The organism is Nonomuraea rhodomycinica (assembly GCF_013363995.1).
GTDB classification, from domain to species: Bacteria; Actinomycetota; Actinomycetes; order Streptosporangiales; family Streptosporangiaceae; genus Nonomuraea; species Nonomuraea rhodomycinica.
Genome location: NZ_JABWGO010000013.1, coordinates 142628 through 163575 on the forward strand (window position 1 = coordinate 142628; position 20948 = coordinate 163575).

Annotated in this window: 17 protein-coding genes; 7 read left to right on the forward strand and 10 right to left on the reverse strand. The window is 73.3% G+C overall.

Annotation, left to right across the window (positions count from 1 at the left end; all coding sequences use genetic code 11):
- From HT134_RS37810 to HT134_RS37820, 3 genes are read left to right on the forward strand one after another with little or no spacing between them, the layout of a single operon-like run.
- Complete coding sequence (locus tag HT134_RS37810; RefSeq protein ID WP_175605288.1) at nucleotides 1-387, forward strand: YbaB/EbfC family nucleoid-associated protein; 387 nt, start codon at nucleotides 1-3, stop codon at nucleotides 385-387.
- Between the two features lie 19 nt (nucleotides 388-406).
- A complete protein-coding gene (locus tag HT134_RS37815; protein ID WP_175605289.1) occupies nucleotides 407-5782 on the forward strand; it encodes a hypothetical protein in 5376 nt (1791 codons plus the stop codon).
- Nucleotides 5779-6309, forward strand: a complete 531-nt coding sequence (locus HT134_RS37820; RefSeq protein ID WP_175605290.1) for a hypothetical protein — start codon at nucleotides 5779-5781, stop codon at nucleotides 6307-6309. Before HT134_RS37815 ends, HT134_RS37820 begins: the two co-directional genes overlap by 4 nt.
- Nucleotides 6310-6324: 15 nt before the next feature.
- Here HT134_RS37820 and HT134_RS37825 read toward each other — a convergent pair whose 3' ends face one another.
- Nucleotides 6325-7044 (reverse strand): type 1 glutamine amidotransferase, encoded by a 720-nt coding sequence (locus HT134_RS37825; RefSeq protein WP_175605291.1) that lies wholly within the window; start codon nucleotides 7042-7044, stop codon nucleotides 6325-6327.
- Entirely contained in the window at nucleotides 7034-8263 is a 1230-nt protein-coding gene (locus HT134_RS37830; RefSeq protein ID WP_175605292.1) for a MurT ligase domain-containing protein, read from the reverse strand. The genes HT134_RS37825 and HT134_RS37830 overlap by 11 nt, the downstream gene beginning before the upstream one ends.
- A 165-nt stretch (nucleotides 8264-8428) precedes the next feature.
- Here HT134_RS37830 and HT134_RS37835 point away from each other — a divergent pair, with 165 nt between their 5' ends.
- Nucleotides 8429-8851 (forward strand): YjdF family protein, encoded by a 423-nt coding sequence (locus tag HT134_RS37835; protein WP_175605293.1) that lies wholly within the window; start codon nucleotides 8429-8431, stop codon nucleotides 8849-8851.
- 48 nt (nucleotides 8852-8899) lie between these two features.
- On the opposite strand, the gene HT134_RS37840 is transcribed toward HT134_RS37835, so the two are convergent.
- Nucleotides 8900-12004: an ATP-binding protein gene (locus HT134_RS37840; RefSeq protein ID WP_175605294.1), complete on the reverse strand. Its 3105-nt coding sequence runs from the start codon at nucleotides 12002-12004 to the stop codon at nucleotides 8900-8902.
- Nucleotides 12005-12074: 70 nt separating this feature from the next.
- Nucleotides 12075-14048 (reverse strand): hypothetical protein, encoded by a 1974-nt coding sequence (locus HT134_RS37845; protein WP_312888731.1) that lies wholly within the window; start codon nucleotides 14046-14048, stop codon nucleotides 12075-12077.
- A 176-nt stretch (nucleotides 14049-14224) separates the two neighbouring features.
- On the opposite strand from HT134_RS37845, the gene HT134_RS37850 reads away from it, so the two are divergent.
- The 3 genes from HT134_RS37850 to HT134_RS37860 all read left to right on the forward strand — a co-directional run bounded on the left by HT134_RS37850 (nucleotide 14225) and on the right by HT134_RS37860 (nucleotide 16513).
- On the forward strand, nucleotides 14225-14881 hold the full coding sequence (locus tag HT134_RS37850; protein ID WP_175605296.1) for a hypothetical protein: 657 nt from the start codon (nucleotides 14225-14227) through the stop codon (nucleotides 14879-14881).
- A complete protein-coding gene (locus HT134_RS37855) occupies nucleotides 14878-15525 on the forward strand; it encodes a hypothetical protein (protein WP_175605297.1) in 648 nt (215 codons plus the stop codon). Before HT134_RS37850 ends, HT134_RS37855 begins: the two co-directional genes overlap by 4 nt.
- Before the next feature lie 247 nt (nucleotides 15526-15772).
- The gene (locus HT134_RS37860; RefSeq protein WP_175605298.1) at nucleotides 15773-16513 is read left to right on the forward strand and encodes a hypothetical protein; all 741 of its coding nucleotides are present in this window, start codon (nucleotides 15773-15775) and stop codon (nucleotides 16511-16513) included.
- Nucleotides 16514-16585: 72 nt separating this feature from the next.
- Here HT134_RS37860 and HT134_RS37865 read toward each other — a convergent pair whose 3' ends face one another.
- From HT134_RS37865 to HT134_RS37890, 6 genes are all read right to left on the reverse strand, one after another.
- Nucleotides 16586-17803, reverse strand: a complete 1218-nt coding sequence (locus HT134_RS37865; RefSeq protein ID WP_217708825.1) for a hypothetical protein — start codon at nucleotides 17801-17803, stop codon at nucleotides 16586-16588.
- A 181-nt stretch (nucleotides 17804-17984) separates the two neighbouring features.
- On the reverse strand, nucleotides 17985-18728 hold the full coding sequence (locus tag HT134_RS37870; RefSeq protein WP_175605300.1) for a methylated-DNA--[protein]-cysteine S-methyltransferase: 744 nt from the start codon (nucleotides 18726-18728) through the stop codon (nucleotides 17985-17987).
- Nucleotides 18725-19276, reverse strand: coding sequence for an RNA polymerase sigma factor (locus HT134_RS37875; RefSeq protein WP_175605451.1), 552 nt, complete (start codon nucleotides 19274-19276; stop codon nucleotides 18725-18727). The genes HT134_RS37870 and HT134_RS37875 overlap by 4 nt, the downstream gene beginning before the upstream one ends.
- A 113-nt stretch (nucleotides 19277-19389) precedes the next feature.
- Nucleotides 19390-19692 (reverse strand): DUF1416 domain-containing protein, encoded by a 303-nt coding sequence (locus HT134_RS37880; protein ID WP_175605301.1) that lies wholly within the window; start codon nucleotides 19690-19692, stop codon nucleotides 19390-19392.
- Nucleotides 19689-20528, reverse strand: a complete 840-nt coding sequence (locus HT134_RS37885) for a sulfurtransferase (RefSeq protein WP_175605302.1) — start codon at nucleotides 20526-20528, stop codon at nucleotides 19689-19691. Before HT134_RS37885 ends, HT134_RS37880 begins: the two co-directional genes overlap by 4 nt.
- Nucleotides 20525-20938, reverse strand: a complete 414-nt coding sequence (locus tag HT134_RS37890; RefSeq protein WP_175605303.1) for a DUF4395 domain-containing protein — start codon at nucleotides 20936-20938, stop codon at nucleotides 20525-20527. The genes HT134_RS37885 and HT134_RS37890 overlap by 4 nt, the downstream gene beginning before the upstream one ends.
- Nucleotides 20939-20948: the final 10 nt, after the last annotated feature.

The following is a 20948-nucleotide window of genomic DNA, read 5'->3' on the forward strand; positions in this document are numbered from 1 at the left end:
ATGAGTGATTCATGGGAGTTGCTCCGGCAACTCGTCCAGGACGTCAACCAGCAGGCCGAGCAAGCCAAGGAGTTGCACCGCAAGGCGCGTGACCTGACGGGCTCGTCACGGTCCCAGGACGGCATGGTCACCGTCACGGTCGGCCCCCAGGGGGAGCTGCGGTCCGTCGAGTTCGACCCTCGCGTCTACCGGGAGCTGTCACCCAGCGAGCTGGCCGCCTGCGTCGTCGAGCAGGCCGCGCTCGCCACCCGGCAGGTGTCCGACGAGCTGCGGAGCCTGGCCGGGCCGCTGATCGCCGACGACGTCCCGTTCGAGGACCTGTTCGGCGAGGGCGTGAGCTTCGAGTCGTTCCTGCCCGGGACCGACCGGCGAAAGCCCGGCACGTGACGGCCCGGGTCGACCGCTGATGGGACTGGACCTCGGGCTCGTCCCCGACATCGTCAAACCGCTCGCCCTGCCCCTGACCGCCAACGCCTTCCCCGAGGCCGAACCCGGCACCATCATCCGGCAGGCCGACGCCCTGGAAGCCCTGGCCGACGAACTGGCCGCCATCCGCGCCGAGGACGCCGAACCCCTGCTGCGCCACCTGCACAGACTCGAATGGAAAGGCGCCGCCAAAGAGGAGTTCGAGAAGGTCCTCGCCGACCTCGCCGGCGAGGGACACAAGGCGTCGCGGCGGGACGGGGACGGCGAGACCCTGCTGCGACTGCTGGAGAAGGCCACCCGCGAGGAAGCCCGGCGGCTGCGCGAACACGGCGTGACCATGGAGCACACCCAGTGGATGCAGTACGCCGCGCTCGCCCTGCTCGGACTCGTCATCGTCCGCCTCCTGGTATGGATCGCCCTCAGAGGACCCTCGGTACTCAGCCTCATCCACCTGCGCACCGTGATGACCCGCATGTCGATCCAGGCACTCAAATGGCGCCTGATCGTCAACATCCTCGGCTTCGGCGCGGCCATGGGCACCTTCGACCTCCTGGTCCAAGGCGCACAGGCACTGTTCGGCCACCGCGAGGACTTCGACGAACGCTCCGCCCTGATGTCACTGCTCAACGGAGCGATGACCGGAGCCATGTTCACCGGACTGGAATTCGGGCTCTCCCGGGTGGCCACCCGCGAGGTCGTGTTCATCCTCTCGCGCGCCGAACTCGGAGTCCGCGACAAGATCGCCGCCATCGCCGAGAGCATCTACGGACGCGCCCTCATCGGCGGCGTCTCCGGCACCGTCGGCGCCATCCCCGGCCTGGCCGCCAACGATCAACTCGACCCCGCCCACCTGTTCTACTCCCTCATCGCCGGCACCGCCGGCGGCATCGGCATCCCCCACAGCGCCCGCGTCTCCTACCTGCCCACAGCCGCCGCCGACCTCCCACCACCCCACCCGTCAACAAGCGGCCACACCCCGCCACCAGGCGAGACCGGCTCCCCCCTCGGCCCCACACCCAAACGAGTCATCGAACCCACCCAGGTGACACTGAGCGGCGAGCACACCCCGCCCGCCGCCCGGCCGGAGCAACCGACCGGCCCGGGCACCACGCCTCCGAGCAGGGACGCCGCGATCACGCCCTCCTCTGCGCCGCAGCCGGAAGTGATCAGAGGCGAAGTCGTCCGCAAACACGACGGCCCCTCACAAGGCCCCCTCCCACCGGCCGACACACGGCCCCTCCACGGCCCCGTCGCGGAGCTGACCGGCCATCCGCAGAGCACCGCGTCCGCCGGCCACCCCCACAACGGCACGCCCGCCGGCCACCCGGCGAGCGGCACCTCAGACGGCGGCCTCGGGGGCGGGCATCAGGCGGACGGCGCGGGGGCCCGGCCGCCGAGCGGCTCCTCCACGAGCCACCACGGCACGAGCGCTCCCTCCTGGCCCTCGGCCTCCGCGGGCCATCCGATCAACGCCGCCTCGGCCGACCACGGCGGCAACGCCGCATCCGCAGGTCACCCCCTGAGGGGCGGTGCGGGCGACCACGCTCCGCAGGGAGCCGGGAACGCTCACGCGACCCCTCCGGCGGAACCGCCCGCGGCAGGCGGCCGCGTGAATCCCGGCCCGGCGCACGCCGGCTCCCCCGGCGCACCCGGCCACGCCAACGCCGCCGGCACGCCCGGCCACGTGGGCGGGGGCACCGGCGACTCGCCCCTCGCACATGTGCAGGCCGCACGCGACGCCCTCCCCCTCCGCACCCCGTACGTGCAGACCGCACCGACGACGCCGGTCCAGCCACTGCCCCCCACGACCGCACAGGACAGCTCAACCGGCACCGACACCCCCCAGGACAACGAGCGCGGAGAGGCCGCCCGGCACAACCCGCACACCCAGCACCACCGGGACACCCAGCAACCCACCGACCAGGCCCGCCCGCTCACCCCCCGAGACGGTTCGGACGCCACGCCCACTCCCCGGAACGACGCGGGCGATCCCACGAGCACGGACCCGGCGCGAGACCCCGCGCGCGCGACGCACACCCAGGACGTCGGCTCCGGGCGCACCCAGGAAGGGCAGCCCGTCGTCGCCGCCCGCCTCCCGGACGGCCAGGGCCCCGGACGCGCCACGGACGGATCCGGACGCGCCACCGACGGCCAGGGAAACCCCGCCGTCCGTCCCGACCACCACACCCCCGCCTCCCGCCCCGGCCAGAGCCAGGACGGGACTCCCGTCCCCATCGGCACCCCCCACGAGCCGCCCGCCGTCCCCAGGGACACCGCCCCGAGGAATCCCACCCCGAGGGACACCGCCCCGAGCAACCCCATCCCCAGGGACACCGCCCCGAGCAACCCCGTCCCCAGGGACACCGCCCCCGCGGCCACCCGCGAGACCCCGCCCGCCCGCACCGGCGACCACCCCGCCGGCCCGCCGGCCCGCCCAGGCGACCACCGCACCACCCCACCGGCCCACACGCCCGACCGGCACCCCGCGCCCCCGCCCCACCCCGGCGACGCCGGCGACCCGGCCTCCACGAACAGCGGACAGCCAGGCGCCCCCCGCGAGGCCGCGCCCACCGGCGTTCACCACGGTGACGACGCGGGCCCGGGCGCGGTCGTCCACCACGCGGACGACCCGGGCCGCGGCGCGGGCCGCATCGACCAGCTCATCAACCACGACGGCACCCCCGCGCCGCCCCTCGATCCCGCCGTGGTGGACGTGGGTCACCGCCTCGGGAAGAGGCTGGAGATCCCGGTGCCGGACGACGCGTACGCGCACACCCTGGGGTCGCTGGCCCGCATCTCGGTCTCCGCCCTACCGGACGCCACAGACCGAGACATGATCCTCGGACTTCACCGGGTGTCGCGGTCCGTCGGCCTCCCGGCCGCCTACGACGGCCTGGTGCGGGTCTATGACGACGCGCAACGGCAGGGCTACGATCCCGCCGGTGCGACGGACAGGCAGGACCTGACCGACCGGCTGGAGCAGTACCGGCAGGCGGAGCCGCTGCTCTTCTCCGGCCTTTGGCTGGCGAACCGCGAGATTCCCAACCCCTCCTTCCCGCTCGCGCGGGCGCTCGGCCGGATGGACCAGGTGATCGGCAGTGGCAACGGCACCACGCGTGAGGCCAGGATCAACCAGCTACGCCGCCTCACGCTGGACCTGGACCTCGGTTTCTACTCGTTCGACCACGTGGGACGTCTGTTCCAGGACGCCGAGGCGCGGGGTGTCGACGTCCAGGTCGCCACGGAGCGGCAGGACCTGGTGCGCGCGCTGAGGCAGGCCCGGGAGAACGACAGCGAACTGTGGGACGGGCTGCGGATCGCGGAGGAGCACGCCGTGGACGGGGTCGACGACACGGCGGCGAGGGCGCTGAGCCGTACCGACCGGGCCCTCCACTCGGTGGCGCCGGACGCGCGGCTGAGCCACCTGGCGGCCGAGACGGGGTTCTCGCACGCGTTCCGGACGTTCACCGAGATGCTCGCCGAGGCCGACGCGCACGGCGCGCTCCCGGAGCGGCCGGCGACGCGCGCGGAGCTCGTGGACAGCCTCACGCGCCACCGCGAGCGGGACGCGAGCGGCTGGGACGCGCGTGTCATGGAGGAGCGGTTCCCCGACGCGCGCCTGGACCCGGCGAAGGCCACGCTCCTGGGCCGGATGGACCGCGTCATCGCCGCCGACGGCTCGCCGCGATCCGCGCTGGACCCCCTGCTCGGGCTGTCGCGCGAGCTGGGCCTCGGCGATCCGATCCGCCGGCTCGCCCACGTGGCGGACCGCGCCCAGCGACTCGGCCACGACCCGGCGGGAGCCCCCGACCGGGCGGCGCTGGTGGACGCGCTGCGCGGATACCTGGCCACCGCCCCCGACACCTGGGCGAAGGTGCGGGTGTCCGACCGGTACGACATCAAGCTCGACGATCCCGCCACGCGTGCGCTGGCGCGCATGGACCGGATCGTCGGTTCGCCGGGCAGGTCCCCGGCGTGGGTCCTCGACCCGCTCCGCAAGCTGGCGGGCGACCTCAACCTGGATCACTCCGTCGAACGGCTCGCCCACGTGTTCAGAGGCGCCGAGGAGCGGGGGCTGGACCCGGGTGGCGCCGTCGACCGGGCCGACCTCGTCCACCGGCTGACCTCCTACCACCGGGCGCCGGCCGAGGAGCCGTACCACTTCACGCGGACGCTCGTGCGCCAGGCCGAGGAAGCACTCACGGACCAGCTCCGCCAGAGCACCGCCCGTGACGCCGTCTTCGCCCGCGCGGCGATGGTCAGGGCCGGCGACTTCGCCTCCGACCTGGAAGCGGAGCGCGTCCGGGCGCTGGAGGCCCGCGCCACCGCCTGGGAGAACTGGCCGCGCGAGCCGGAGGTCTCCTACCGGGACAACCCGGAGGCGTTCGAGCGCGACCTGGCGGAGGCGTTCGCCCGGGCGGAGCGCGGCGAACCCGTCGTGCCCTACATGATCGAGGACGCCACCGGGGGGATGGCCGCGCCCGGGACCGGGATCAAGTTCGCGAGGGAGTTCGAGTACGACTTCCCGGAGTCGCTCCAGCGGCACAAGAAAGCGATCAACCTGGCCATCGCCCGCGACCTCTACGACGCGGGACTGACCCACGACCCGTGGGTACACCCGTACCACACCTCCCACGACACCGGCTACGACGCCTGGCGGCTGGAGGAGGACGGAACGGTCGGCGGCGAGCTCGTTCCGCCGCCCCTGTACGACACGCGATCCACGTGGGAGAACATCCAGCTGGTCAGCGAGATCATCAAGTCGCACGGCGGCGAGGCGACGCCGAACACCGGAGGCCACATCCACCTGGACACCGCCGTGTTCGACCATCTCCCGTACCTCTACCATCGCATGCTGAGGCTGGTGAACGCCGACTACCTCGACACGATCCTGCGGCTGATGACGAACCCGGAGCATTCCGGCCATCGAGAGCTTCTCTACTGCCAGCCCAACACGGTCCGCTCCCTCGGGTACGCCTCACTCGACGCGGTGCTCAAGGACCACTCGGAGCACGTCTACGCGCTCAACCTGAAAGCGGTCAAGGGCGGCCCGACCGACCATCCGGAGTTCCGCCTCCCCGACGGCTCGTTCGAACCCGGTGTCATCCAGGCACAGATCAAACTGGCGCTGGCCAAGGTCTGGCTGACCCTGCGGCTCGGCGACGACCAGTTCCCGCTCAACCACGGCGACAAGGACCTGATCGGCACCCACATGGAGCAGCGCATGCAACGGGACTACTCGTCCTATCTGGAGCTGGCCGACCTCCTGTTCCACCGGGCGGCCGACAAGGCTCAGCTCACCGCCCTGTTCGCGATCACCCGGTGGAACGAGCGGAAGGAGGCGTGGTGGGTGTGAGCGAGTTCGCCGCGGTCGTCATCCGCAACACCTCGGCGGCCGGTCGGCCGCCCGTCGCACCGGTCAAGGACGACGGCTCACCGTACCGGTACGAGATGATCTTCGCGGGCGGGAGCCTGCGGGCGTACGCGGACGAGCCGGGCGAGCTGGTCGCGGCGCTGCGCCCCGGCTACGACACGTTGGAGAGCCCCGAACAGCGGCACGAGGCACGCGTGCGGGCCGCGCTGGACACGCAGGTGCGCATCCAGGCGGAACTTGCGGTGGCCGGGCCGCTGGAGGAGTGCACGGCCGAGCAGCGAGCCGTGCTGCTCGGCGGCCGGCACGTGCCGCCGGCGCCCGAGGAGTGGACCGGACCCGTGCCCCTGGTGCTCGTCACGTCGTTCTACGAACCCGCGGGGTCGCTGCCCCGGCCACGCGGCCCCGAGGAGCTCCAGGTGTGGCTCGACCCGACGGACGACTGGAGCCTGGTGCGGAGCCTGCACGCCGCCGGCGCGATCCACGTCGCCGTGAGCCAGGACCGCCTCTGACGGCCCTGCGTGCGGTCAGCCGGCGGCGAGGACCGTGTTGAGGCGCTCCTGGCGGAGCAGTTCGTAGCGGGTGTCGTCGAGCGGGGCGAGCTGCCCGCCCACGCGCCAGGACAGCAGCAGGTCGGCCAGCGCCGGGTTGCGGGCCAGGGCCGGCCCGTGCAGGTAGGTGCCGACGACGTGGCCCGTGTAGCAGCCCTCGAAGCCGTCGCCGTTGCCCGTGCCCTTGACGGTGCGCGACAGCGGCTTGACCCCGGGGCCGAGCCGGGTGACGCCCATGTGGTTCTCGAAGCCCGTCAGCGTCGGCAGGCCGAGCGCGGCGTCCACCTCGGCCACCAGCTCGCCCACGGCGCGGGCCGGGCCGCGGAAGCTGGCGATGTCGAGGATGCCGAGCCCGTCGACCGGCTGCCCCTCCTCGCCGCCGAACGTGCTGCCCATGATCTGGTAGCCGGCGCACACGGCCAGCAGCGCCGCGCCCCGGTTGAGGGCGCGGTGCAGGCCGCCGTCGCGGCGCAGCCGCGCCGCCGCGAGGATCTGCGGCCGGTCCTCGCCGCCGCCGATGAGGTAGATGTCGCCGGTCTCGGGCACCGGGTCGGCCGAGCGCACGTGGATGGTCTCGGTCTCGATGCCGCGCCGCTGCGCGCGCTGCTCCAGGACGAGGACGTTGCCCTGGTCGCCGTACGTGCTCAGCAGGTCGGGGTAGATCCAGACGATGCGCAGGGCGCTGTCAGACGGCACGGCCGAACTCCGATCGGATGTGCTGGAAGGCGGTGTAGTTGGCGATCACGTCGACGCGGCCGGGCGGCTGCATGGCGAGCGCCTCGGAGAACGTCTCGCACACCGCGAACGGCACGTCCGCCACGTCGAGCCGGAGCGCCAGGTCGAGGCGGCGCTCACCGGTGACGAACACCGGCCGGCCGCGCAGCACGCGGTAGTCGACGTCCCACAGCCAGGACGTGTCGCGCCCGTCGGGGCCCTGCGCGTTGACCGACAGGATGATCGGCAGCCGCGGGTCGGCGACGTCGAACGCCTCCAGCCAGCCGGCGGGGTTCTTGGCCAGCAGCAGCCGCGCCTGGCGGCCCTCACGCTCGACCGTGGTGTAGCGGCCGGCGACGGAGGTGACCTCGCGCAGCCGGGGCAGCGCCCGCTCGACGGGGAGGTCGAACGCCTCGGCCACGGCCAGCGCCATGACCGCGTTGGAGCGGTTGGCCAGGCCGGGAAGCTGGATGTCGAGCAGCCACCGCTGCCCGCGCGGGTCGATCACCGCGTCGTCGTCGAGGACCCACTGCGGCTCGGGCCGGTGGAAGGTGCACTCGCGGCAGGCCCAGTCGGCGTCCTTGCGGTCGAGGGGGCCGCCGCACTCGGGGCAGCACCAGGAGTCCTCCTTCCACCGTTGCCCGCCCGCGACCCAGGTGACCTTGGCGGCCGTGGAGGCGCCCCAGGTGACCAGCGGGTCGTCGCAGTTGGCGATGACGTGGGTGGGCTTGCCGGACAGCGCCCGCCGCCACTTCTGGGCCAGCAGCCAGATCTCGGCGGCGCGGTCCATCTGGTCGCGGCTGAGGTTCATCAGGCAGACGACGCCCGCACCGGTGGTGTCGAGGACCTCGGGGAGGTACTTCTCGTCGACCTCCAGCACGCCGTAGGGGGCGTCCTTGTGCTGCGACAGCGCCGAGACGTGGCCGGCCGGCATGTTGGCGCCGAAGACGTTGGTCGCGACCTCGCCCATCTCCAGCAGCGCGGACGTGATCAGCCGGGTGGTGGTGGTCTTGCCGTTGGTGGCGCTGACCAGGGCGAGCTTGCGGTCGCGCGCCAGTTGGCGGAGCAGGTCGGGCTCCAGCATGAGGCCCACCCGGCCGCCGATCACCGAGCCGTCACCGCGCCCGGTCATCCGGGACAGCGTGGCGGCGCTGCGGCCCAGGGCGCTCGCGAGCTGTGCCCGCAGTGGAAGCTGGGTCATGGCAAAGGATCCTAGTCGGCGTCGGCGGTTACTCTGATAACGCACACGAAAACGCGGCCCGGTTGGTAGCCCGGGTGACATATCCGTAACCGCCCTTGAGGGATGTCCGGTGTGCCGGAAGCGGTCTCGTCAGACCGCCGTTCGGCATACCTGGAGAACAAGGGCATGGTCACGTTTTCCGTCTACCTCGACGGGTCGTTCTGGGTCGGCGTGCTGGAGGTCACCGAGGACGGCGTGCTGCGCGTCACCCGTCACACGTTCGGCTCCGAGCCGACCGATCCCGAGCTGTACGCCTTCCTCCTGCGCCACGGCGTCGCGCTCCTCGAACGGGCGTCGGCCGCCCCGGCGGTGCCCGCCGGGGAGCGGGCCGCCCGGCGGGTCAACCCCAAGCGGGCGGCCAAGCTCGCCGCGCGGGCCGCCGCCCGGGTCTCCTCGCGCGGCACGGCGGCGCAGGAGGCCATGCGGCTGGAGCTGGAGAGCCGCAAGCGCGAGGCCGCGGAGGGGCGGCGCGAGCGCCGGCGGGAGCTGGCCGAGCACAAGCGCGAGGTGGCCCGCCGCAAGCGCGCCGAGCGCCGCCGCGACCGCTGAGCCCGAGCGCCGCCGCGACCGCTGAGCCCGCCTGCCCCCGACCGTTGACTAGCCGGTGAACGGGATCTCGGGCGCGCCGCCGTGGTCGAACGGCAGGACGAACCGGCACGGCCAGGACAGGACGCCTTCGAGCCACCCGGCCCCCATGGTCTGCCCCACGTGCCGCAGCCGCGCGGCGGGCTCGATGCCGATCGCCACCGTCATGACGTCGCGCTGCAGGCCCTCGTTCTCGTCGTCGCCCAGGATGACCCGCCAGGCCAGGGCCCGGTTGTGCTCGATGGCCATGGACAGGGGGTGGTGGCGCAGCGCCTTGGCCCGATGGCCCAGCAGCTCCCCGTGCGGGGCGGCGGCCGTCACCACGGCGGTGGCCGCACCGGCCGTCGCTCCGGTGGCCGATCCGGTCATCGGCCCGGTCATCGGCCCGCTCGTCGCTCCGGTCATCGACGCGGCCGTCGCGCCCGTGCCGCCGGGCGCGTCGCGCGAGGCCGCGCCGTTCTCGCGGCCCGCCGCCGTCCCGTTCGGGTCGCCGAACAGGGCGTACTCCATGGGGGGCGCCGGGCTGCGCAGGTCCGGGGCGGGCCGGCCGTACGGGAACAGGCGGTCCACCTCGTGCAGCCAGCGCACCTGCGGGATCACCCACGCCACGCCCGGACGCTCGCCGCCCCGCTCCAGCCCGGCCAGCAGCCGCGTGGCGGTCTCCGCCGCCTTCTCCGTGAGCAGCGCGGGGTCGAGCCAGCTCCGCAGCGCCCAGGCGCGCCGCTGCACCGACCGCTCGACCAGCGTGGCGAGCAGGCACTCGCCGCGCCGCACCGGCAGGTCGGACCAGGCGGCGGCGAGCGCGCGCGGCACCCCGGGCAGCGGGCGGTTGGTCACGAACGCGAGCACGACGGTGTCGCACCAGACGCGCAGCCACGCCCAGTCGGGCGCGTCGGCCAGCACGTCGGCCTCGCGCAGCTCGACGAGCGTGCACGCCTGCCCGGTGCGGCACTGGCTGCCGCAGGCCGCCGAGCGGCGTCCCCTTATCGGCGGAGGCGGGCTGGGCATGAGCCGCTCGCGCGACTCGCCGAGCGGCACCCGCACCCGCAGCGGCCGGTCCATGCCGTCGGCGAACACGGCCGCGCAGCCCGGCTGCAACGAGACGACCTGGCGGGACTGCTCCTCGCTGAGGTTCATGGCCGCGCCGACGAGCTGCCGGTCGTCCTCGGCCGGCAGCCGGTGGACGACCTTGAGCGCGGTGTTCTTGACCACGTCCGGCACGAGCTTGGTCGGGATCTGCTCGGCCACGACGATGCCCTCGCCGTACGCCCTGATCTCGGCCAGCATGCCGGCCAGCAGCTCCACGGCATGGGTGGCGGCCCGGCCCGCGCCCCGGTCGCGCAGCAGCCGGTGGGCCTCCTCGATGACGATGACGTGCCGCAGCCCCGAGGACTTCTCCTGGCGGGCGCGCATCCGCAGGTGCTCCACGATGCGGATGATCAGCGTGCCCATGAGGAACGCCTTGTCCTCGTCGTTGGCCACGTCCTCGATGGCGAGCACCACGTTGCGCTGGAGCAGGCCGCCGACGTCGGCGGGGTGGCCGCCCTCGAAGAAGCGCCCCGCCGAGCCGACGCGCAGCGAGCGCAGCCGCAGCGAGATGAAGCCCTCGACGTCGGCCTGCACCTCGCGGCCGTAGCCGATCTCCTTGATCACGTCCATGGCGTGCTGCTGGAGCAGCTCCAGGGTGGGCACGCTGGGCGGCACCTTGGAGCCCGGCACGGCGCCGCCGGTGACGACGTCCCAGCCGGTCGCCTCGTAGACGCGCTGCAGGGCCAGCGACATGATCTGCGGGAACGGCTCCTCGGCGTCGAAGGCGGCCATGAACAGCGCCCTGACCATGTCGATGTGCGCCTGGACGGGGTAGCCGGGCTCGGGTTCGAGCGGGTTGATGCTGAACGGCACCCCGGCGGGCGCCGAGGGGTTGATCACGGTGACGGGCCCGAGGTGCTCGACCCGGCCGGCCATCGCGGCGTACTCGGACTTGGCCGGCTCGATCGCGAGCCACGGGATGCGGGCCGCGCTGAGCTGCTCCAGCAGGTGCCGTACGGTCTGGGACTTGCCGGAGCCGGTGGCGCCGGTGACGAACGCGTGCCGGTTGAGCGTGGCCAGCGGCACCCGGAACGAGCCGACCCCCCGGTCCTGCCCGTCGAGGATCTCCCCCAGCTCCAGCTCGCCGCCGTCGGCCTCGGAGGTGACGTCGAAGAACCCCGAGTCGAGCACCCGCACCCCGGGCACCTCGCGCCGGGGCAGCCCGGCGAGCGCCGCGAGCGCGCCGGCCGTGGCGGCGAAGGGCGCGGCGGCCCCGTCGGCGGGGTCCTGGAGCGTGATGGCCAGCGCCTCGGCCAGCGGGTGGACGGCGCCCTGGGCGCTGCGCAGCCGGTAGGGGTGGTGGCTCATCTCGACCGAGCCGACGAGGACGGGCGCGATCTGGCGCAGCTCCTCGGCCGTCGCGCCGCCGGCCAGCACCCGCACGTTCCACAACCCGGCCTCGCGGAACGCGTCGAGCTCCTGCATGCGCCGCTCGGCCCGCTCGGCGTCGAAGCGGGAGCGCTCGGAGGCGTCGCCGTACTGGCGCAGCACGTTGAGCTGGGTGCGCAGGTGGGCCACCTCGGCGTCGAGCAGGCCGGTCGGCTCGGCCACGACGAGCCAGGCGAACGGCCGCGACATGAGCGTGATCAGCGTCGACTCGAACAGCGTCGGCCGCTTCAGCTCGTCCGGGTCGAACTCGCGGCGGTTGCCGAGCGGCGGCGCCTGCCGGCCGGGGCACGGCGTCCACACCAGGTCGGCGAGGTCGTCCAGGTACTCCTCGCCGAGCTGCACCCCGCGCGCCCCGCCGGGGAACAGCAGCGGCTGCGGCCCCGTGGGCGCCCCCAGGGCGCCGGTGGCGCGGCGCGGCTGGCGGGGCGGCGACAGCGGGCCGGCGTTCGTGATGAGCTCCAGGGGCGCGCCCGAGCCGCGGGAGAGCCACCCGATGGCGAACGGCCGGTCGCGCTGGGCGGCCGACAGCACGGCGGGCAGCACGGTGACGAAGTCCCACTCGGCCGAGGAGCTTCGCGAGGGTGCGGCGATGGACTGGATCCGGTACCACGGCCCGCTCAGCGAGACACTCGGCTGCATTTCATCCCCCCACAGACGGCTCTAAGTAAAATCCGCCGACCGTCAGCCCGTCACCTTGACATTGACCATCTCATTGCCTTCCCTTGCGCCAGTCGAGGCGTGGCGGGGGCGGCCCGAGGTTCGGCGGCGGCTCGGCGCCGTCGCGTCCCGGCGGGTCGCCGCGCTCGCCCGCCCGCTCGGCCTCCTGCCCGGCGTCATGGTCGCCGTCGATGGCCAGCACGGCCTCGCGCACGTCGTCCAGCTCGCCGAGCGTGGTCTTGGGGAAGGTGAGGATGGCCGGGTTGGCGTCGGCGAGGCGGACCCGCCGGCCCTGCGAGGTGGCGTCCGTGACGATCACGGACGTGGTGGGGAGCTGCTGGAGCTCGTGCGGCTCGACGAGGAACTCGCGGGAGCGCTGGAGCACCCGCTCCCTCTCGCCGATCTTGCCCGTGGTGCGGCCCCACTCGGTGGACTCGTTGATGTCCTCGGCCAGGTCGGTGAGGTTGTCGTCGTGGTCTTCCTGCCTGCCCTCGACCTCGGCGATCGTGCTGGTGTAGCCGCCGTCGACGCCGGGGAGCGAGTCGCTGATCGTCTCGGTGAGCTGGGCCAGCTCCAGCCGGTGCTCGGTGCCGACGTGCTCGCTGGCCACCCGGGCGTCCTCGGCGTTGCCCAGCCGCATGAACGCGACCGCGGCGTGGCCGCGGCCCAGCCGCTCCCGCACGGTCGGGGTGAGCGAGCGGTAGGTCAGGACGAGCCCCGTACGGGACGTCTCGCAGGCGTCCATGAGCCGGTCGAGCACGTCGCCGCGGAGCTTGTCGGCCCCGGCCACGATGATCGTGTGGTACCAGGGCCGGTCGGAGGCGGGCGACTGGCGCAGGATGTGGGTGAGGGCGGTCGCCACGTACGTGCCGAGCACCCGGTTGCCGAACACGCCGGCCTGACGGTCCATGCTGACCACGCGCAGCCGGGCGGGCGGCAGGCGCACGGCCTCGGTGCCCAGCGTCTCCAGCTTGCGCAGCTGCGACTCCAGCGCCCAGGCCCGCTCGATGACCACCCGGTCGCTCACGCCCCGGCCGAACAGCGTGCCGATGCGCTCCAGCTGGGTGGCGGTGATCAGTCCGTACCTGAGGTCGTCGCGCGGGTCGCCCACCTGGGCCAGGGCGCGCAGCGCGGCGGTGACCTGGCTGATCGTGGCGTTCTCGCCGAGCACTTCGAGGACGCGCTCCAGGATCGCGTTGTCGAAGCTGAGGTCGCGGGTGGTGCGGTGCTCCTCGCTGACGCTGACCACGTGGGCCAGCACGTCGGCGAACGCCTCGGGCTTGAGCGTGGCGCCGAGGTCGAGGCGGGGCAGGTCGCCGGGCAGCACCCAGACCAGCGGGTCGTCGCCGCCGCGCCGGGCCAGCTCGATGAGGTCCTTGGCGATGGCGCCCTCGGACAGGTCGAGCACGGTCAGGTGGCCGCCGCTGTAGAGGCGGGTGGCGCCGAGCAGGGTGACCAGCGCCGACCAGCCGGGCAGGGTGCCGCCGGCCACGTCGATGCGGTCGATCTCGTCGGGCACGGCCACGGCGTACCAGGTGAGCTGGCGGTCGTGGCGCTCCTTGAGCCGCTGCCACTCGCGGTAGCGCTGGGCGTGCTCCTCCTGGGCGCGGAACAGCTCCTTGTCACGTTCCTGTCGCCGACGGTCGTCACGGGCCCGCTGCTCGCTGATGCGGTAGCGCACGGCCCGGTCGCCCTGGACGAGCGCGTAGCTGCAGATGATCGCCACGCCGCAGGCGGCGACGAGGCCGAGCAGCGCGAACTTCCACTGGAGCAGCCCGGCCACGGCCAGCACCACGACCAGCAGCGACAGCACGACCGCGAACATCCGGAAGACGCGCACCGGCCGGTTGAGCATGTCCTGCTGCATGCGCTCGCGGCGGGCGAGGTCGGCGTCGGGGCGCGCGGGCGGCGGCTCCTCCGCCGGTGAGGGCCGTTTCGGTGGTGGTCCGGGGTCCGGGTGCAGCAGGATGTACTGCCAGCCCAGGTAGATGCGGTCCGCCTGGAGCTGCGCATGCTCAGGATGCACGTCCACCACGTGACCCTCCGGCCGCGATATGTCGTTAGTCGTCGAGGCTAGTCCCGCTGCTCCGTGACAGCGTATGAGCTAGAACCCCTTCTACGGCAGGGTTCCCGGCAATTAGACCAGCCCGTTGGGAGGATAGCGGCGGATGGGACAAGCGTGACCTATTACCATCCTTACCCATGACCGAACCCTCCGGCGGCAGCGGCAGGCCCAGACGCCCGGTAGTGGTGCCCGCGGTGGCGCTGGTGCTGGTCACGGCCCTCGGGATCACCGCGCTCATGGGCGGCCTCAACGAGGCCCCCGACGCCCCGCCCCAGCTCGGCAAGGGCTCGGTGCTCGACCAGGGCCTGTACTCCACGCGCTTCGTCGAGTCGCGGGTCCGCACCGAGCGGGCGCAGACGCAGTTCGACGAGGACAAGCGGTTCGTGGAGCTGGTCTTCGAGGTCACCAACCGCGGCGACGGCACCACCCCCGTCGGGATCCCCCCGGCCGAGGGGAAGGGCGGCTTCGCCACCACGTTCGCCGGCTCGCTGGTCAAGATCAGCCCGAAGTTCCCGGACGACGCCGGCCCCTTCGCCTTCGCGCTCGCCAAGGGCGGCGAGAGCCGGCAGCTCCACCCGGGGATCAAGACCACGGTCATCGTCCGCTACCGGCTGGAGGAGGGCCAGAAGCCCCCGGAGAAGATCACGATGGACGTGGGCTCCTTCGAGTACGCGGCCGGCTTCAACGACCCGACCGAGAGGTGGACGATGGTCACCCAGAACGCGGGCGAGAGCATCGCCCCCGAGATCAAGGCACAGGTGACCCTGCCCGTCCAGGAAGAAGCCAGGGCGTGACCGCGGTCCAGCCCCGGCCGGCGGCGATGCCGGGCGGGCGTCGCGGCGGGCGCTCCGGCTCCGGGCGCGGCGGCTCGCGCACGCTCAACGCGCTGCTGGGGCTGCTCCTCGCGGGCGGCGCCATCGGCCTGCAGACGCTCGCGCTGTCGGAGAACGACACCGGCGCCCCGCTGACCTACACCGGCGTCAAGGGTCAGGACGTCGACGCCCGGCGCTTCCACGTGCGGCTCGACTCCTTCACCGCCGCCAAGGCGATCCAGACCAGCAGCGTCAGGACGGTCGAGACGGACAACCTGTTCCTCGTGGTGAGCGCCTCCGCCAAGTCCGTCCTCAAGCCGTACCATCTCGGCCAGCCCACGCTGCTGACCGAGGACGGCCACCGCTTCGCCGCCACCGACCGGGTGGAGTCCACCGCCACACTGGCCGCCACCTGGATGCAGCCGGACATCTGGGTCAGCGGGCGGTTCTTCTTCGAGGTGCCCGCCTCGGCGCTGCCGGGGGCCAGGGTGGTGTTCGGGCTGCCGCCGTCGGCCCTGGTGGAGCCGTACCAGCCGGAGGTGGAGATCGACCTCGGGCTCGACGAGAAGGCGGCACGCGACCTGGCCGCCAAGCCGCAGGACGTCTACTCCGTCGTCAAGAAGTGATGGGCACATGAGCGCAGACGACCGCGACTGGTTCGCGCCCCGCAACCCGCGCCCGGCCAACGGGGCGCCCCGACCGCCCGCGCCGCCCCAGCCGCCTCCCGGGGGCCCTCAGCATGCGGGCCCTCAGCCGTCCCCGGAGCGCCCTCAGCCGCCGCAAGCGCGCCCTCAGCCGCCGCAGGCGCGTCCTCAGCGGCCCTCCGCGCCCCCTCAGCACGGCGGAGGCAGGCCGGGCGGCTCGTGGCCCGGCATGCGGCCCCGGGTGCGGCCCGACCGGCAGGTGTGGCCCCCGCTGCCTCCGGAGCCCGTCGAGGGTGTCACCCAGCCGCTGCCGCCCGTTCCTCCGGGCCCGCCCCCGGAGGAGCCTCCGCCCGCCCCGCAGGCCCTGCAGGCCCCGCCGTCGCCGCCGCGGGTGCCCGAGCGCGCGGCGCGTCCGCGCAAGCGGGGCAGGGCGCTGCTGGTGGCCGCCGGGGCGCTGGTGAGCGTCGCCGTGGCCGTCGGCGCGACCACGTACGACGGCTACCTGTTCTACGAGAAGGTCTCCGCCAAGGAGACCCGCCTCGTGCCCGTGGCGGCCGGTCAGGCAGGCACCGTGCGGGGCATCGAGTGGACGGCCGCGCTCAGCCCCGCCGAGGCCCCGCCGAACAGCAAGCACGGCGACACCGTCGCCTGGCTCAAGGTGGACATCACGGAGAAGGTCGTGGACCCGGCCAGCGCCACCATGACCGCCAAGCCGGACGACGTCCGGCTGGAGGACCGCGCGGGCCGCGCCTGGGTGGTGGAGCTGGCCGACGGCGACCGGCCGACCGAGCGGCTGGAGGTCGGCAAGGAGTACCGGCTGGAGGGGCTGGCCGTGGTGCCGAAGCCGGTGGCCGGCGAGGTGGAGCTGTCGTTCCGGCCCAGCGGCTACCGCGCCGACACGCCGACCGCCGACCTGTTCAAGCGGGGGACGAGCAGGCCGGACGTGGACGTGCTGCGGTTCCGGCGGTAGCGGGGCGAGCCCGGATCGGTCGGGCGGGCCGCGGTCGGTCCGGCGGGCCCGGGTCGGTCCGGCGGGCCCCGGTCACTCCGTCGTGAACGCCTCGCCGCGCAGGCGGGCCCGGGTGGCGGCGAGGTCGAAGGTGGCCGCCAGCAGCGCCATGGTGACCACGGTCACCAGCAGGTCGCGGCCGAACGCGAGCGGCGGCTCCAGGTACACCCACGCCCACTCCACCTGCGACCCGACGAGCGTGCGGACCGCGCGGTCGGCGTACTGCGCGCCCACCGTGACGGCCACGTAGCACAGGCACATCATGCCGAACAGCGGCGCGCCGCCCTTGATCACCAGCCGCAGGGAGTTGACCAGCGGCACCCAGCGCTCCTGGAACCCGCCGGTCACCCGCTCGAAGGACCGCTTCGTCAGGTCGTGGCTGCCCTCCAGGCGGTCGATGCCGCGCTCGAACCGGGTGCCCTTGAGCATGGTGCGGGTGTCGTCGGCGTACGCGCCGAACACCAGCATCGCCACGGTCAGCCAGGCCAGCGGGATGGCGACGGAGTCGAGGAACAGCGGCCAGACGTCGTTCACCACGCCGGTGAGGGTCTTGAGGACCGGCACGGCGTCCTGCGCCTTGGTCCACATGCTCTCGGTGCCGACGACCACGGTGCGGTGCTCCACCCACTCCGAGCGCGCGTCGGCGACCGCGACCGTGGCGTTGAGGCCGTAGAAGACGAAGGCGAACTCCGAGAACGCGGCGGCGAAGCCGTAGAAGCGGCCGGTGCCCCGCTCCACCAGCTTGGCGAACAGCGTCTTCAGCCCGAACGCGACGACCATCGTGGCCACCGACACCCGCCAGTCGAGGTCGATGAGACTGCGGCCGACCTGCGACTTCTCGCCGAAGAAGGCGGCCTCGGTCATGTCGAAGAAGTGGTGGAACAGGTCCATCTGCTGCAGGTCGCGGGCGTCCTCGGTCTGGAAGCCCCAGGCCATGTAGAGCACGGCGAAGGCGGGGGCGACCCGGTCGAGGGCGGTGAAGAACGGCTCGTCCTCCGCGCCCTCGGCCTCCCGGGCCCGCATCTCCCACAGGGCGCCGCGCAGGGTGTGCAGCATCCCCGTGACCACGGTCAGCGCCGCGAGGACGACCACGGTGAGCAGGGTGATCGTGGCCACCAGCCGGACCTGGCGGAAGTCGCCGTAGGCGACCTCGGTCGCGCCGTACAGCAGTCCGAAGCGCACGGCCTCACCCGCGGCGAACCACAGGACGAGCGGCAGCACACAGCGCCCGAGCAGGCGGAGCGTGTGCACGGGCAGCGAGAACGGCGACGGCGGCTTCCGGGCCGGTGAAGGCGCAGGTCGGGGCGGCGCCGCCACACCAGACGAACCTGACATCTGGTGCATCGTAGCGGCCCCGTCACCCCACCGCAGCCCCCACCCGCCACTCCGGCACCTCACTCGGTCAGGCGGCCGGAGGGCGCGGGCCGCCCGGTCAGGCGGCCTGGAGGTCCGGCCGGCAGGTGCGGCAGGGGCGGTAGCCGGCGGTGCGGGCCGCCCCGAGCGTACGGAAGCCGTGCCGGTGCGCGGGCGTGATGCGCCGGGCGTTGTGGCAGGTCGGGAAGCACACCACGCCCGTCGTGTCGCTGGCCAGGTAGAAGACGCGCTCCCTGGCCAGGCCGTCCAGCCGGTCCAGGTCCACGCCCTCGGCCAGCAGCAGCCGCTGCTTGGCCGCCGGCCCGAACACGTACTCACCGAGCGCCCCGTCGGCGCGCGTCACCCGGTGGCAGGGGACGAGCAGCGGCACGGGGTTGCGGGCGAGCGCCGTGCCCACCGCGCGCACCGCTCCGGGCCGCCCGGCGCGGGCCGCGACCCACGCGTACGGCCTGACCTCGCCGCGCGGGATGGCCTGGACGGCGCGCAGCACGTCCCGCTGGAAGTCGCCCAGCTCCTCCAGGTCGAGCGCCGGCCCCGACGGCCTCCCGGTGCGCAGCGCGGGCACGAGACCCGCCGGCGGCCGGGTGGCCGGCAGCAGCGGCCGGCCGAAACGCGCGCGGAACGCGGCGGTGAACCCGTCGCCCTGATGGACGTAGGCCACGCCCCGGGCGGTCCAGGCCACGGACAGCTCGCCGATCGGGCTCGGCACCGCGATCCAGCGCGCCGCGATCCGGTCCAGCAGCCCGGCGGGAGCCTCGACGGCCAGCCCGGCGAGCCTGGCGAGCAAGGGGTCGTCGTTCATCGGACACCTCCAAGCGTGCGCAGCCGCTTCAGCCCGCGCGACACGTGTGACTTGACCGTGCCCTCGGGGATTCTCAGCACTGTGGCGATCTCACTGACCGGCAGGTCGGAGACGTGCCGGAGCAGCACCGCGAGGCGCTGCTCCTCCGGCAGCAGGGCGAGCAGCTCCGTCAGCTCGTCGCCGGTCTCCCTCCGCATCGCGGCCTCCTCGACGCCCTCGCGCGGATCGACGGTGTCCACGGGCTCCTCGCGCAGGTCGAGGGGCGGCCTGCGGGACTTGGCGCGGGCACAGTTGCGCCAGATGTTCATGAGGATGGTCAGCAGCCACGGCCTGGTCCGCAGCGCGGCGATGCGCTCGGCGTCGTACCCGGCCACCGCCCGGTAGGCGCGCAGGAACGTCTCCGCGGCGAGGTCCTCGGCGTCGGCCCAGCGCCCGCTCAGCCGCAGCGCCGTCGAGAAGACGACGTCGCGGTGCGCGCCGTACAGCTCGGCGAACCCTCCGTCGAGATCGTCGAGCAGCGCCTTCTGCACCGGGTCGAGGCAGTCCATCACACTCACGTCTACAGGAACACCGCCGGGCGGCGTTCGGTGGCACCCGGGCGAGAGAACGCGGAAGGCCCGCGCCGTGGCGGCGCGGGCCTGTCGCGAAGCAGGCGTACGGGTCAGACGGCCACGGCGAGCTGGGACACCTCGCCCAGCTTGGCCTCCACCTGCACGTCCCGGGTGACGCCGCCGCCCGCGATGATGCGGACGGTCCAGTCGCCCGGCGCGGCGAAGAACCGGAACACGCCGTCGTCGGACACCACGACCTCACCGGTGAACTCACCGGAGTGGTCGAGCAGCCGGGCGTAGGCGGTGCCGGCGCCCGTGACGACGCCCTGGATCACGGCCTGGTTGGACAGATCGATCCCGGCGGGCAGAGCGATCGTCTGCTCCGGGGCTCCGCATCCCTGCGCGGCGCTCATCGGGCCTCCCCCAGCTCGATCGGCACGCCCACGAGCGAGCCGTACTCGGTCCACGAACCGTCGTAGTTCTTCACGTTGGACTGGCCGAGCAGCTCGTGCAGCACGAACCAGGTGTGCGCCGAGCGCTCGCCGATGCGGCAGTAGGCGATGGTGTCCTTGCCGAAGTCGACGCCGGCCTGCTGGTAGAGCGTGCGCAGGTCGTCGTCGGTCTTGAAGGTGCCGTCGTCGTTGGCAGCCTTGGACCACGGGATGTTGCGGGCGGTCGGCACGTGCCCGGCGCGCTGGGCCTGCTCCTGCGGCAGGTGGGCGGGGGCGAGCAGCTTGCCGGTGAACTCGTCGGGCGAGCGGACGTCGACCAGGTTGAGCTTGCCGATGGCGCCCACGACGTCGTCGCGGAAGGCGCGGATCGCGGTGTCCTGCTCCTGGGCGACGTACTGGGTGCGGTCGCGCTGCGGGACGTCCTTGACCAGCTCGCGGGAGTCGAGCTCCCACTTCTTGCGTCCGCCGTCGAGCAGCTTGACGTTGTCGTGGCCGTACAGCTTGAAGTACCAGTAGGCGTAGGCCGCGAACCAGTTGTTGTTGCCGCCGTAGAGCACGACGGTGTCGTCGTTGGAGATGCCGCGCTCGGACAGCAGCGTCTCGAAACCGGTCTTGTCGACGAAGTCACGGCGGACGGGGTCCTGGAGGTCCTGCCTCCAGTCGATCTTCACGGCGCCACGGATGTGGCCCTTGTCGTAGGCGCTGGTGTCCTCGTCGACCTCGACGAGTACGACGCCTGGCGTGTCGAGGTTGGCCTCGACCCAGTCGGCATCCACCAGGACGGCGGAGCGGCTCATTGGTGAACCTCCCATGTGGCGGCGGGCAGTAGACGGCGAATCAGCAGGTACGTTTCGCAGCCGAGACAGAGTCCGAAGGCTGCGTTGAGGAAGGCGGCGAGGAGAGCCGCGGCCGTGGCCCCGAGGGCCAGCGGCGTGATCCCGGCGACGAATCCGGCCAGACCTGCGACCGCGAAGGCCAGCCCCACCCCCTGCGCGAACCGCGGCGGGCGGGCGTCCTCCGTCACCTTCGGCGCGCTCTTGACGAGCGTCCGGAAGACCATCCCGTACGGTGAGCGGCCCGCCAGCCCGAGAGCGAACACCACGGCCTGGGCGGCCAGCGGCCACACGCTTCCCGTCACGAGGACGGCGGCGAGGACCAGGGTGGTGACGGCCGCGCCGAAGCGCAGCGCTCTGGGGTCGGCACGCATCTGGGGATGC

Coding starts and splice junctions, on each gene's coding strand:
- HT134_RS37840 (WP_175605294.1), bottom strand. CDS start 12,004: ATGCAGCCGAGTGTCTCGCTGAGCGGGCCGTGGTACCGGATCCAGTCC.
- HT134_RS37860 (WP_175605298.1), top strand. CDS start 15,773: ATGCGGCCCCGGGTGCGGCCCGACCGGCAGGTGTGGCCCCCGCTGCCT.
- HT134_RS37830 (WP_175605292.1), bottom strand. CDS start 8,263: ATGACCCAGCTTCCACTGCGGGCACAGCTCGCGAGCGCCCTGGGCCGC.
- HT134_RS37870 (WP_175605300.1), bottom strand. CDS start 18,728: ATGAACGACGACCCCTTGCTCGCCAGGCTCGCCGGGCTGGCCGTCGAG.
- HT134_RS37875 (WP_175605451.1), bottom strand. CDS start 19,276: ATGGACTGCCTCGACCCGGTGCAGAAGGCGCTGCTCGACGATCTCGAC.
- HT134_RS37885 (WP_175605302.1), bottom strand. CDS start 20,528: ATGAGCCGCTCCGCCGTCCTGGTGGATGCCGACTGGGTCGAGGCCAAC.
- HT134_RS37850 (WP_175605296.1), top strand. CDS start 14,225: ATGACCGAACCCTCCGGCGGCAGCGGCAGGCCCAGACGCCCGGTAGTG.
- HT134_RS37880 (WP_175605301.1), bottom strand. CDS start 19,692: ATGAGCGCCGCGCAGGGATGCGGAGCCCCGGAGCAGACGATCGCTCTG.
- HT134_RS37810 (WP_175605288.1), top strand. CDS start 1: ATGAGTGATTCATGGGAGTTGCTCCGGCAACTCGTCCAGGACGTCAAC.
- HT134_RS37835 (WP_175605293.1), top strand. CDS start 8,429: ATGGTCACGTTTTCCGTCTACCTCGACGGGTCGTTCTGGGTCGGCGTG.
- HT134_RS37815 (WP_175605289.1), top strand. CDS start 407: ATGGGACTGGACCTCGGGCTCGTCCCCGACATCGTCAAACCGCTCGCC.
- HT134_RS37890 (WP_175605303.1), bottom strand. CDS start 20,938: ATGCGTGCCGACCCCAGAGCGCTGCGCTTCGGCGCGGCCGTCACCACC.